General features: G+C 35.7%; 11 protein-coding genes and 1 rRNA gene. 4 read left to right on the top strand and 8 right to left on the bottom strand.

Annotated features, from left to right (window positions below):
- The 3 genes from rrf to ACXAGJ_RS12570 form a co-directional block, all read left to right on the top strand.
- A 5S ribosomal RNA gene (gene rrf / locus ACXAGJ_RS12580) occupies positions 1–75 on the top strand; the annotation flags it as partial.
- Between the two features lie 81 nt (positions 76–156).
- Positions 157–999, top strand: a complete 843-nt coding sequence (locus tag ACXAGJ_RS12575; RefSeq protein WP_474840343.1) for a LytR/AlgR family response regulator transcription factor — start codon at positions 157–159, stop codon at positions 997–999.
- A 116-nt stretch (positions 1,000–1,115) separates the two neighbouring features.
- The gene (locus ACXAGJ_RS12570; RefSeq protein ID WP_474840341.1) at positions 1,116–1,721 is read left to right on the top strand and encodes a hypothetical protein; all 606 of its coding nucleotides are present in this window, start codon (positions 1,116–1,118) and stop codon (positions 1,719–1,721) included.
- A 72-nt stretch (positions 1,722–1,793) separates the two neighbouring features.
- Here ACXAGJ_RS12570 and ACXAGJ_RS12565 read toward each other — a convergent pair whose 3' ends face one another.
- The 4 genes from ACXAGJ_RS12565 to ACXAGJ_RS12550 form a co-directional block, all read right to left on the bottom strand.
- Positions 1,794–2,360: a hypothetical protein gene (locus tag ACXAGJ_RS12565; protein ID WP_474840339.1), complete on the bottom strand. Its 567-nt coding sequence runs from the start codon at positions 2,358–2,360 to the stop codon at positions 1,794–1,796.
- 112 nt (positions 2,361–2,472) lie between these two features.
- Positions 2,473–5,433: a DNA polymerase III subunit alpha gene (locus tag ACXAGJ_RS12560; protein ID WP_474840337.1), complete on the bottom strand. Its 2,961-nt coding sequence runs from the start codon at positions 5,431–5,433 to the stop codon at positions 2,473–2,475.
- 17 nt (positions 5,434–5,450) lie between these two features.
- Positions 5,451–6,665 (bottom strand): DNA polymerase Y family protein, encoded by a 1,215-nt coding sequence (locus ACXAGJ_RS12555; RefSeq protein ID WP_474840347.1) that lies wholly within the window; start codon positions 6,663–6,665, stop codon positions 5,451–5,453.
- 170 nt (positions 6,666–6,835) lie between these two features.
- A complete protein-coding gene (locus ACXAGJ_RS12550) occupies positions 6,836–7,657 on the bottom strand; it encodes a hypothetical protein (protein ID WP_474840335.1) in 822 nt (273 codons plus the stop codon).
- A gap of 292 nt (positions 7,658–7,949) precedes the next feature.
- Here ACXAGJ_RS12550 and ACXAGJ_RS12545 point away from each other — a divergent pair, with 292 nt between their 5' ends.
- Entirely contained in the window at positions 7,950–8,459 is a 510-nt protein-coding gene (locus tag ACXAGJ_RS12545; protein WP_073316226.1) for a DinB family protein, read from the top strand.
- A gap of 18 nt (positions 8,460–8,477) precedes the next feature.
- Here the strand turns inward: ACXAGJ_RS12545 and ACXAGJ_RS12540 are convergent, their stop codons facing one another.
- Genes ACXAGJ_RS12540 through ACXAGJ_RS12525 form a run of 4 tightly spaced genes read right to left on the bottom strand, consistent with a single transcriptional unit; the run spans position 8,478 to position 12,770 of the window.
- The gene (locus ACXAGJ_RS12540) at positions 8,478–8,711 is read right to left on the bottom strand and encodes a DUF6095 family protein (RefSeq protein ID WP_073316227.1); all 234 of its coding nucleotides are present in this window, start codon (positions 8,709–8,711) and stop codon (positions 8,478–8,480) included.
- Entirely contained in the window at positions 8,701–9,513 is an 813-nt protein-coding gene (gene murQ, locus ACXAGJ_RS12535) for an N-acetylmuramic acid 6-phosphate etherase (protein WP_474840332.1), read from the bottom strand. The genes ACXAGJ_RS12540 and murQ overlap by 11 nt, the downstream gene beginning before the upstream one ends.
- A 59-nt stretch (positions 9,514–9,572) precedes the next feature.
- The gene (locus ACXAGJ_RS12530) at positions 9,573–10,388 is read right to left on the bottom strand and encodes a DUF4249 family protein (protein WP_474840330.1); all 816 of its coding nucleotides are present in this window, start codon (positions 10,386–10,388) and stop codon (positions 9,573–9,575) included.
- Positions 10,389–10,391: 3 nt separating this feature from the next.
- Positions 10,392–12,770 carry a TonB-dependent receptor gene (locus ACXAGJ_RS12525; protein ID WP_474840329.1) on the bottom strand — a complete coding sequence of 793 codons (2,379 nt, stop codon included), beginning with the start codon at positions 12,768–12,770 and terminating at the stop codon, positions 10,392–10,394.
- Between the last annotated feature and the right edge of the window lie 20 nt (positions 12,771–12,790).

Here is a 12,790-nt window from a genome sequence, read left to right as displayed (position 1 = left end):
CCATTCCGAACAGAGTAGTTAAGCCCGTTAGCGCCAATGGTACTACAATCGTGGGAGAGTAGGTCGCCGCCTTCTTTGAAAACCCTCATCAAACAAGATGAGGGTTTTTTGTTGGAATAAAGTTTGCTACCTTTAGATAAGCCAACAAATATCCATATGAGCTCTTTTATAGCGAATAGATTATTATCCAATATCCATTCTAAATCAGGAAAAGAAGCAACACTGCTATCATTAATATGTGCTACAACCGTTTTTTTTCTGCTTATCTTTTTTCAACCATTACATTATAGATATCAATCTTTGGGAAGAGTTTTGGGAGATGCATTAATCACAGGTGGATTGGTAGTAATGATTACATTTGTCTCCAGGAAAATAGTTGCCTTTCTCTTCCAGCCGGATACTAAACATATATATAGTTATGGTATGCAGATCATATTGGATGTAATACTGTTTTTACTATTAACTTTTTTGGTTAACCTAATTTCTGGAGGATTTCACAATATCACCTATACCAAATGGTTATGGTTGACCATTAAGTATGTCTTTATTTTTGAAACTTTCTTAATCCCTCTTTCAATACTCTTAAACCATTATTTTATTCTTTCATCACAAAATACTGTTGTATTTCGGAAAGAAGAGGAAAAGGTGAGCTCTTCGAAGTTGTGTTTGATCTCTATCTCTAAGAAAGAACAATTAGAAGTATTTCCTAAGGATCTGATCATGATCAAAAGTGATGGAAATTATATGGAGGTTTATTATCTACAAAATGAGAAGATAGCATTTGCGTTATTGAGAAATACAATGGCTGCTATAGAAAGTCATATAATTGAATACCCTTTTTTGTTTAGGTGTCATCGTTCATATCTAATCAATACAGATAAAATTCAGAGTATAAAAGGAAATGCTCGAGGCTATATAATTAGCCTAGCAGGAATTGAATATGATATTCCTGTCTCTAGATCCAAAATAGCTTCTTTTAAAGAGTTTCTTAAGGCTTAGTTATAGAAATCATCAAATAAGGTTTCCATTTCATCACAAATCATTCCTGTCGATCCCATAAATTAGATTGTTATCTTTTTTGATCATTGTTTTGTAATCAGTTATTCAGAATAGGTATGAAATACTTTAGATTACAAAACATCAGCAGATATATGGTATGTATGCTCCTTGTAAGTTGTGGGACTTCAAAATCAGATAATTTACTACATGCTCCGGACACCTGGAGAAAGGAAGTGCTAGAATTTCCTCTACTTTTTGCAAAATCATTACCCTATACCGGGGAAGAACATATACGTTTTGCTGAAGGATGGGGAGAGCCAGAAAACGAAGAATATTTCAGTTACGTTTTTGTATGGATTCTGGAAGAGGATCCAAACCTGGATGCCACAAAAATAGCATCTGATATGGAAACGTATTTTACAGGATTGATGAAAATGGGATTGCTAAGCGAACTCAGGTTTTTTAAAAAGTTACCAAAAACCAAAGCTACCTTTGTTTCATCCGGATCTGGGAATAAAAGATTTGAAGGGAGCATCGATGTTTATGATGCATTTTTTGTAAAAGAAACTATACGACTATATGTAAAAGTTTCTTCGTTATATTGTACAATACTAGAAAAACATCTGGTGTACTTTCGTTTATCTCCAAAAGCTTTTTCCAATGTTATTTGGACTGACCTAGAAGAAGTCACTATGAAACCTACGTGTAGTACTCAAAATTGAGCATAGCTATATATAGTGTTCTTATTTTACAGTACTAAAATAAGATAGTAGTTGATTCCTGTTTTTTTACGATCAATCCTGATTCCAGAGAATAGCATCTAATATAGTTAATACACCTATAGTGACACTCCCTGCAATCTCCATGTTATTTTGATTTTTTTGTATCCGACGATCTTCTCTTACACGATCAATAAAGGACATATCTTCGCCATAACCATAGTGGTAAAGAAACTCATCATCAATATTTATTTTTACTGCAATAGCTTCAAAATATTTAGAAGCGTATACCTCTTCTATATGTACATCTGGACCAAAATATCCTTGTATCCTATCTGTATATCCAGATTTGATGAATAATAATGCATTAGCACAGTTTTCCCATGCTTGATATTGTAAATGATCTAATACTTCTTCGTACGAAGCAAACTCATGTCCTTGTGCTTCTACCAGGCCAACTTTTTCATATGAAAATGGTATTTGTTCATCTTCAAAAAATAAATACATCGAGGAAGGAGGGGTTGCGCATCTACTGGTGTTAATTTTTGTGTATTGACTTGCAGTAAATTCTCCATAAGTAAAACAACCTTGTAGCATAATACTCGCGCCCACCAATAGAATTGCTAGATAGATTTTTTTCATTAGTTATAGTCTTTTGATGATAGTTACCTTGTTATTTCTGTTGATTTAGCTATCAAACAATATGCCGAACAGTTATAATGTGCTAAAAGTGAGTTTAAAACTGAGAAAATGTTTAACTATACCTTGGATCTTGTATATAATCTTGCTTCACAATTTTGATGATTTCTATACTTAAGAAACCAAACTCTTCAACCACCTTTCCATACATTCTGTAGATACCTTTTCCTTTTAGTCTATATTTTTCTTGTACTGGAGGGAATAATACGGTATCGAATACGTCTCCATACTGGTCTAAAAATGTACCAAATGACATTCGCTTCCCGTTATGAGTTCTCGTATTTTTCATAGCAATAAGATATCCGTAGATGTCAATTTTTTTATTTAGATACTCCTTTAATTGAAGCGCACGATTTTTATTTGCTGGGGGAGATGACAATATGGGATAATATCCGCATATAGGAAAACCAAAGGATTCTATTTGCTCAAAAGCCATTTCTAGTGATGACGTTGTTAATTCAGGTAATTCATATTTAGTCCTTTTTTCGTGAAATAAGAGTTGTTGATTAGTATATGGAGTGGGTGTATGGTTGAGTTTGAAATGCGCTTCCCATAACAATTCGTGTTTGTTTTTTTGTGTGAACCTAAAAGCGTCAATTTTAATAAGAATACTCATTTGTTCGATACCAATAGGTACACGATCAATAAAATCGTCTAAACTAGAGTAGGGGCCCTTCTCATTTCGATCCATTAAAATGGTTTCTGTAGTTTTATGATCCAGGTCTCTTAAAATCATTAGCCCTAGGAAAATCGTTTTTCCTTTTAAGATATGTTCGTAACTACTAGTATTTATACAAGGAGTCAACACGATGGCTCCTAGCTGCATTGCTTCATGTAGATATACTTCTGGGCGATAGAATCCACCACCATTATTCAGTGTAGCAACCAAATATTCTATTGGGAAATAGGCTTTTAAAAACAGACTTTGGTAGCTTTCTACAGCATATGATGCCGAGTGACCTTTTGGGAAAGCGTATCCTGCAAAACTAGAGACCTGATTCCATATTTCGAAAATTAGAGATTCTGCATACCCTTCGGCTCTACAATTGGATATAAACTTGTCTTGAACCTCTTTAAACTCTTTTCTGGATCTAAATTTTCCACTCATTCCTCGTCGCAACACATCAGCTTCATCAAGAGTAAGTTTTGCAAAAAAATGGGCGACTTTGATCACATCTTCCTGATATACCATAATGCCATAAGTGTCTTCCATTAGATCCAACATGATGGGGTGAGAATTTTTTCTTCTTTCTACATCATGTTCCCGTAGGATATACTCTCGCATCATTCCACTTTTTGCTACTCCAGGGCGTATGATAGAACTGGCAGCAACCAAACCTAAATAATTATCGGTTTTTAATTTGCTTAGTAGCATCCGCATTGCTGGGGACTCTACATAAAAACAAGCTAAGCATTTGGCCTCTTTTATTAGTGTGTTAATATTAGGATCTTCTTTAAATCTTTGGATATCATGAATGTCAAAATCTGCCTTTTTGGGTTGATTGTACGCTATAATTTTGATCGCTTCTTTGATTTTTGCTAATCCACGTTGGCCTAGAATATCATATTTGTATAAACCAAGGTCTTCGGCAATGATCATATCAAATTGTACAGTAGGAAATCCTTTTGGGGGTAGATCGGTAGCAGAGTAATAGTGCAATGGTTGTTCGCTGATTAAGATGCCACTAGCGTGAATACTGATGTAATTGGGCATGCCCTGGATAAGCTGACTATAGATAACTACCAGTTTATGGATATGATCCAGACTATTGTAATCATAATCTCCTTCGCTGAGTTTGTCAATCTCAAATTTGGGCAACCCAAATACTTTTCCGATTTCTCGTACAGCGCCCTTATAATGAAAGGTAACATAGGCTCCTAGTAATGCTACATTTTTGAATTCTTCAAAAATAAATCGTGTAACATCTTGTCGGTCTCTCCATGAAAAATCTACATCAAAATCAGGAGGACTGGTACGATGTGTGTTGATAAATCGTTCAAAATAAAGATCTAATTCGATAGGATCTACATCGGTAATGCGTAATAGATAAGCTACGATACTGTTGGCACCACTACCACGGCCTACATAATAATATCCTTGTTTTCGTGCATAATTAATAATCCTCCAGTTGATCAAAAAGTAAGCAACAAAGTTCATTTTGATGATTAGAGCTAATTCTTTTTCGAGACGATCAGTAACATCTTGTGTAACTATTTTGTATCGATAGGGGAGGCCTTCTTGGCAAAGTTTTCGTAATAGCTTGTTGTCTTCTTCTATCGTCCCTGTATATGTTTTTTGGTTGAGAGAGGGTTTGTTTTTTGAAAAATCAAAATTTATAGTGCATTGTTCGAGAAGGTGTTCAGTATTGTGATTGATGAAATCAAATTCTGAAAAATGTTCTTTTATGCTATTTACAGGAATCATCTGTTCAGAAAAAGAAGCTTGTTGTTCTATAGGTAAACGACTAAGTAAGATGTTGTTATCTATGGCTCGAAGTAAACGATGCGTATTGAAGTCTTTTTTATTCCTGAAGGTAACAGGTTGGAGAACGACTAGTTTTTCTTTGAGGTGTACATATTTTGAAAATCGAAGTTTTGGGATTTCTTTGATAGAGACACCGATAAATTCGTTGGATTCAAATTCGGTTTTATGTATTGCAATTACTTGTTCTAGTGGATAGATAACAAACGCGTGTTTGAAGTGAGGTGCTATAAGAGGGAAATCAATTTTTTGATGCGAATGAAATGATAAGAAATCATTAAGTTCTTTGTACCCTTCATTATTTTTGGCTAGTGCTACATACAATGGTTGGTGGTTATTTCTGAAGTCGATACCAACGATGGGGCTTATTGCATACTCTCTGGCTTTTCTTACAAAATTTAGGCAAGCCGAAGTGTTGTTGATATCGGTTAAAGCTAGAGACTCTACATGATTTTTTTTAGCCAATTCTAATAGCTCTATTTCGGAAAAGGTTCCGTAACGTAAACTGTAATATGAATGGCAATTGAGATACATTACCGATACTATTTTGACTATTGTTTTCTATGGGCCAATACAACAGGAGGTTGCCCATTAAAAGGATTATGCATTCTCCCGATAGTAGAAGCCCCCATAGCAGCCGCCCTGATGACACTTCGATCCCCGTATCGAATTCTTATGTCATCAAGGGCTTGATATAAATTGAGCTGCTTTTCATTGTCCTCAAAAAGATTAATCTGATAATTACCACTGACTAGATGGCTAAATCGAATCCCTATTAATCGTACCAATAATCGTTTTTGGTACAACTTTTCAAACAGTTCCAAAATTTTAGGTATAAGAATATGGTCTGCGCTGGTGTATGGTATTTTGAGTTGTTTGGAATAGGTGTTAAAATCAGAATATCTCACTTTTACAGCAATGCATGCTGTAAGTTTATCTCCTCTTCGCAATTGAAAAGCTAGGTTTTCGGTCATTGCGATCAGGATGTTTTTAAGCTTGTGTATATCGATGGTATCTCTATCAAAAGTTCGTTCTGTAGAAATTGATTTGCGTTCAGAAAATCCAATAACTGGAGTATTGTCTATACCATTGGCTCGTTTCCAGATGGTAAGACCATTAACTCCTAAAACCCCTTTCATTACATCTGAAGGCATTTCCTGTACTGTTTTTACATAACGAACACCAAGATTTCGTAACGTATGATAGGTTTTATCTCCTACCATTGGGATTTTTTTGATGGATAATGGAGCGAGGAAAGGTTTTTCGGTCCCAAAATCTATCTTTAATTGGTTGTTGGGTTTGGCTTCGTTGGTTGCCACTTTGGAAACTACTTTATTGACAGATAAACCAAATGATATGGGTAAGCCAGTTTCGGTAATTACCTTTTGGCGTAATTCTGTAGCGTATTGATAGGCTCCAAAAAATTTATCCATTCCGGAGAGATCAGCATAAAACTCATCGATACTTGATTTTTCAAATACCGGAACTTTTTCTTTAATGATCTCTGTAACTACATCCGAGTATTTGCTATAAGTTCCTGCATTGCCTTTTATCACTACTGCTTCGGGACATAACTCTTTTGCAATTTTCATCGACATTCCTGAGTGTACCCCATACGACCTTGTTTCGTAACTGCACGCTGCTACAACACCACGATCACTTGTACCACCTACCAACAAAGGTTTACTTTGAAGGGAAGTATCTATGAGCCGTTCTACCGACACATAAAAGGTATCTAAATCGAGATGTAATATGGTTCTCAAAATGTTGTATTTGGAATTATTCCAAAATTATGGAAAATTTCCAAATATATTGAGGTTATACCTAATTTTTTATTAACATCGTGACATAAAAAAAACGACATCCAGATGACCGGATGTCGTTTTGTAAAAATTTTATTTTGGGGCTACAAAATAAAATTCAGCATTTGTTATCGTTAGTTCTCCAGGTTATAGCTAGCAAACTGTTGCATCGCTGTTTGGGTCAATTCTTTTGCTCTATTTACATAGAACGACTTTGTATCGTCTAAAGATTCGTTCTTTAATTCGTTTTCGCTTCTTAGATAGTCTGATTGTGTTTCGAAACTAGACTCTTCGTTTAATACAACACTTAACTCTTGTAAAGCGCTCTCTAACTTCTTAAGTGCAGTTTCGGCTTTAGTCTTTACAATCGCTTGTTCTTTCAACTCAGCCGCGCGCTTTGCTTCAAGTTCAGCTTTCATTCTATTCTGCTCAGCAATTTGAGCTTCTAGTTTTTGTTGTTCTAATTCTAACTCACGGCGTTGCGCTTCAAGCTGTTGCTGTTTCGCAGCCATTTCACTTTTCATCTCTGCAATTTCATTTTCCTCTTCCTCGATAGAAGCCTCATCTGCATATGCATAATCACCAGCATTAGCTTGACAAGTAGTAAGGATATCTAGTAACTTTGGACTAGCGTCTTTTGCTCTTTTTGCAAAATATCTACTACGTTCGTAAGTATCCTGCTCCAAAGCACTTTGCATATCTACTCTTGCTTGATATGCAATTTCGTTTGCAGCCTTACATCCACATTCTTCAGCTAGTGCTTCTACTTTTTCGAACGCTTCAATAGCTTTATCTGCGTACTCTTGAGTGTGATATACATTATTTGCACCGTGCGCTTTTTTACTATGCGAATACGCATAACTAGCAGCTGTTAGGGCATCATCATATATTTCCTGTGCATTAATCTGAAAAACAAAAAAAGATAAAAATAAGGGAAGTGCAATTTTCTTCTTCATAATGGGGGCTTTTAAATCACAAAGCAATTATACAATATTTTTTAGGTAACATCCAAAAAAATCCGTCATTAATCGATAAAATGCGCATTTTATCTTGAATTTTACGGGTAAACCACATTTTTAGTGAAAAATATCCTACTGTCTTGGTAAGAATAGGGGGATTTAATAACATCGGACTGTCCTTAACAACGCAGATATTTCGGTAATATTTTAAAAAATGCATAAAAAATAAATTTTCTATTCTCTTAGTTTATCTTGTAAGTTAATTGTGTATCTTACGTCTATAAATTTTATGAAAAGACAAATAATAGCATCAATTAATCATAACCTTGGCAGAGCGATTGCTTTGTTAGACGTAATAGACTCCAAAACCTATCAAGATACTTCTATCGGTCCTTACTATTCTAGTATAGGTTCTCATATTAGACATACGCTAGATTTTTTTGATTGTATCATTAGTGGATTAGATACCAATGACATTGATCTTACAGCCAGAAAGCGTGATGAAGTTATCTCTACAGATAAGGATGCAGCAAAAGATCATATCTATAAAATTCAGGAGACACTGACCTCATATACTGATGTAAATACAGATTATCTAATCCATGTTACAGATAATATGGGGCAAGGAAAAATTACTGTTAATTATACGCTAGAGAGTATTTTGGCTCATGCCAATAGTCATGCTATTCACCATTATGCTACTATAGGGTATATGCTAGAACAATTGGGGGTGTCTATCAAAATTCCTGGTTTTGGTTATAACCCTACTACACCTGTAAATAAAAGAGAAGGAATTTAATTGTAATTGATATTCCAGCTATTTCTTACCGAAAAGGGATTCCATGATGGTTCGAAGTCCTTTAAATGCCATAAAAATTGCGAAACCAGCACCAAGTAGCCCAAGGATTAGTATGGGAATATACCAGGGGTGATCTTGATTTTTGAAAGCAGAATGGATAATTACCGGGCTTATAAACATAAAAAGCAATGCCATAGCCATGCGTTGTATTCCTTTTCCTAATAATTGTTTATCGGTTCTTTTAGGCTCCATAGTTTGTGATTGCATTACGAACACTTCCGTGTATTTCTAATAACTTTGCTGCGGTTTCTTTGTCAATATTTAATTCTTCCATAATCATTCTGGTTCCTCTATCTACCAGTTTGTTGTTGCTAAGTTGCATATCGACCATTTTATTGCCTTTTACTCTTCCTAACTGGATCATGGTAGCAGTAGAAATCATATTTAGTACTAGCTTTTGCGCAGTACCGGCTTTCATACGAGAACTTCCAGTTACGAATTCTGGTCCAACGGTTACCACTACGGGATGCTTAGCGGTAGTAGCTAATGGGCTTCCTTGATTACAAGTGATGCATCCCGTACTAATATTGTTTTCATTACATTGTTGCAATGCCCCGATAACATAGGGTGTAGTCCCAGAAGCAGCAATGCCGATTACCACATCTTTTTCTGAAATGTTATATTTCTTGAGGTCTTCCCATCCTTGATCAGTGCTATCTTCTGCAAATTCTACTGCTTTTCTGATTGCCTGATCTCCTCCAGCAATTAATCCAATTACCAGATCATGAGAAACCCCAAAAGTAGGAGGGCACTCGCTGGCATCTACAATACCTAATCTCCCGCTGGTACCTGCCCCCATATAGAAAAGTCGTCCTCCATCTTTTAGTTTGTCTACGACTACAGAAATCAATGTTTCTATTTGTGGAATTGCTTCTTGAACCGCTAGGGGTACAGATTGATCTTCTTTATTGATATTGGTTAATAAATCATTAATGCTCATTTTTTCTAAATGATCATAATGAGAAGATTGCTCGGTGATTTTTGTAAACGTCATGGAACAAAAATACTGATTTTTGAGTTGAGAAAAATAGATCTCAACAGGACTATTTGGGATTACTTTGCTTCGATAGTAAATTGAGAACGGTTAGCTTCAGAAAGATTAAAATACCCTAAAGGATAATTGTCTGGATTTGTTGTGTTTAAAATATTACCTCGCAATACCGCTGGAGGCGTTTGAAATGGGTTTCCTCCATCCTGTTCACTTTGTTCAATAAGTAAAGAAGAGTAATTAAAATAGCGTTCGTCTATTCCTAATATTTTGATAGTTACATCCTGTCCTGCAACCATATCTTCGTAGAAATAAGAGAAATTAAACGATTCTCCCTGGTAAAAACGGTCTTCGCTGGGTAGAAATAGGCTAAAATCAAAATCAAAAAGATAAAAATCATCTCGTGATCCATCATCGGTAAAGAAAATAATTACTTCTGTCTCATCTCCATCAAAAAGTGTGGCATCTCCTTGTACAATATTGTCGATAGGAACACTAGGTACCAGTTCTGTAGTTGCGATATAAGTTTCGTTGTCATGAACTACTGTAAGTGTATACGAAGTCCCGAATTCTGGAACAAAAACTCCAGCAGGGAGATAAAGCCCTTCTGTTGCTTCAAAAAAATTGATTACCGAGTCATCACTATTATTAGTTACAAAAACAGTAGCATCACTTACTGTAGGGACGTCATCATCAAAGAAAGGAGCAGATAAAGTAAGTCGAATTCCACCTTCTACATCGATTTGGGGTTCGTTAAGATATACTTCAAAAGAAGCATCAATAACCAGTCTGGGTTCTCCGGTAGGAAGATCAACATCTATCACATCTTCACAACTGGTAAACAGAATAACAAGCAATAAAAGATATTGTAAATTTTTCATGCTCTAGAATTTAAAATTATAAGTCACTGCAGGAATGATTCCAAAAATCGATGTCCTGATCGCTTCATTGACAAAGGTATCTTGATTTCTACTAAAGGCAATCGAAGCTGCATTACGCCGGTTATATAAATTGTAAATGCTAAATACCCATTCTCCCTGCCATTTTCTACTTTGATTCTTATTAGGTGTTAATGTTGCAGAGACATCTATACGATGATACTCTGGTAATCTTTCGCTGTTTCGAAGTCCATCGAATACAGGTACAGACAAGCCCTGAAATTCGAATTGTCCTGTTGGGAAATTTGTGGGCTGACCGGTTTGAAATACGAAATTAGCTCCAAATTTCCATTTTTCATTCAGCTCATAACTTCCGTTGAAGGATATATCATGTGTCTTGTCATATGGAGTGTTATACCATTCTCCATTATTAATCCCTGGCTCCAATGGAGTTCTCCCAGGTGTTCTTTGTTCTGATTTTGATAGGGTATAGGCTAACCAACCTTTAAATTTACCTTCGTTCTTTCTCAACAAAAATTCTAATCCATATGCTCTGGCTTCACCATTCAAAATATCCTGTTCGATAGCATTGTTGGCAATAAGTTCAGCCCCATCGATATAGTCTATTCTGTTTTCGATCTCTTTATAGAAAACTTCGGTTTCTACAGAATACTCATTGTCTTTGATGTTTTTAAAAAAACCAAAGGCATATTGATTCAATAACTGTGGTTTGATGTATCTGCCACTAGGTGTCCATACATCCAGCGGAGTAGGAGAGTTGGTATTCGATAATAAGTGTAAATATTGTGCCAATCGGTTATAACTGGCTTTAATAGATGTGTTGTCGTTAAAGGCGTACGCCAGTGCTATTCTAGGTTCGAGATTGGTGAAGTTTTCGATTTGATCACTTCGGCTAAAACTTTCTGTTCCTATAGGTTCTGCAGATTCATAGATCTGTAATTCTTGGTTAAAAAGTAACGGGTTATCATTTTCGTAAACGTTTAATTCGTTTTGCCCTAGTCTAATAAAATTACTGATTCGCAATCCGTATTGCAGGGTCAGTTTATTCGAGATTCGATGTTCGGCATCGATATAAGCTCCAAATTCGTTGGCATATTTATCGATCAATTTTTCCCGGATGATACCGGATTCTTCGCTATCAGGTTTTATTTCTCCCGGATTAAATCTGTAGTAAATGTTGTTGATACCGTAATTCAACTGAAAATTATCACTCAAATAATGTTTCAGATCATATTTCACATTAAAGTTTCGTATCCCAGAATCCCATTCGAAACCAACAAAGTCTAATTCTAGCCCATAGAAATAATCCGAATAGATCAAAGAGAGATTAGAAAATAGTTTGTCTGAAAACAGATGATTCCAACGCAGGTTAAGCACGGTATTGCCATATATATTTTCGAAGCTTTCTGAAATACCAAATACATCTCTACCAAAATAACCAGATAGATATAGGTTGTTGTTTTCGTTAAGCTTGTAATTGAGCTTGGTATTCAAATCAAAGAAATAGGCAACATTATCATTATCGAATAAGGGAAGAAAAAGATGCGCATACGATGCTCTACCTCCTACCAAAAAAGCTCCACGATCTTTTACGATAGGGCCTTCTGCCAATAGTCTACTAGAAACAGCACCTAAACCTCCACTAGTCTTGAATTTTTTGCTATTCCCTTCTTTTTGATAGATATCCAAGACCGAAGAGACACGACCACCATAACGGGCGGGGATTCCTCCTTTGTACAATTTGATATCTTTGATTGCGTCTGGATTAAAAACAGAGAAAAACCCAAAAAGGTGAGAGGAGTTAAAAATGGTGGCTTCATCCAATAAGATTAGATTCTGATCGGCTGCACCTCCTCGTACATTAAAACCCGAAGCTCCTTCACCACCACTTGTTACACCAGGCAAAAGAATGATGGACTTGATGACATCTGCCTCTCCCAAAACCACAGGGATTTGCTTTATGGTATTGGCCGAAAGCTTGTTGATACTCATCTGAGGGTTTCGAATATTCAGTTTTTCGGTTTTTTCGGTAATGACAACTTCCTCCAACATTTCTGAGGATTCTGATAACTGAAAATTAAGTTTCATATCCTCATTCAATACTACTTCTTGAACAATGTCCTTAAATCCCAGATAACTTACCTGGACGGTATATGTGCCTTCGGTGAGTGTAATGGAATAGAAGCCATATTCGTTGGTAACGACGCCATTCCCAATTTCTGGAAAAATAACGTTGACTCCAATCAAGGTTTCGTTACTTGATGCTTCGGAAATTGTGCCACTAATAGTGAATTTCTCTTGACTAAATATTGAAAAATGTAATGTACAAATGGCCAAAAGGCTCAATAAAATGTTCTTTTTCAAAAGCAATATTTTTAAAATTT

This window comes from Aquimarina sp. AWH4_224 (assembly GCF_056160245.1).
This window is presented reverse-complemented; position numbering and strand designations above follow the sequence as displayed.

Excerpts from the sequence above, each read along its gene's own strand:
- ACXAGJ_RS12575 (WP_474840343.1), top strand. The coding sequence starts at position 157 with ATGAGCTCTTTTATAGCGAATAGATTATTATCCAATATCCATTCTAAA.
- ACXAGJ_RS12570 (WP_474840341.1), top strand. The coding sequence starts at position 1,116 with ATGAAATACTTTAGATTACAAAACATCAGCAGATATATGGTATGTATG.
- ACXAGJ_RS12565 (WP_474840339.1), bottom strand. The coding sequence starts at position 2,360 with ATGAAAAAAATCTATCTAGCAATTCTATTGGTGGGCGCGAGTATTATG.
- ACXAGJ_RS12560 (WP_474840337.1), bottom strand. The coding sequence starts at position 5,433 with ATGTATCTCAATTGCCATTCATATTACAGTTTACGTTACGGAACCTTT.
- ACXAGJ_RS12550 (WP_474840335.1), bottom strand. The coding sequence starts at position 7,657 with ATGAAGAAGAAAATTGCACTTCCCTTATTTTTATCTTTTTTTGTTTTT.
- ACXAGJ_RS12545 (WP_073316226.1), top strand. The coding sequence starts at position 7,950 with ATGAAAAGACAAATAATAGCATCAATTAATCATAACCTTGGCAGAGCG.
- ACXAGJ_RS12540 (WP_073316227.1), bottom strand. The coding sequence starts at position 8,711 with ATGGAGCCTAAAAGAACCGATAAACAATTATTAGGAAAAGGAATACAA.
- murQ (WP_474840332.1), bottom strand. The coding sequence starts at position 9,513 with ATGACGTTTACAAAAATCACCGAGCAATCTTCTCATTATGATCATTTA.
- ACXAGJ_RS12530 (WP_474840330.1), bottom strand. The coding sequence starts at position 10,388 with ATGAAAAATTTACAATATCTTTTATTGCTTGTTATTCTGTTTACCAGT.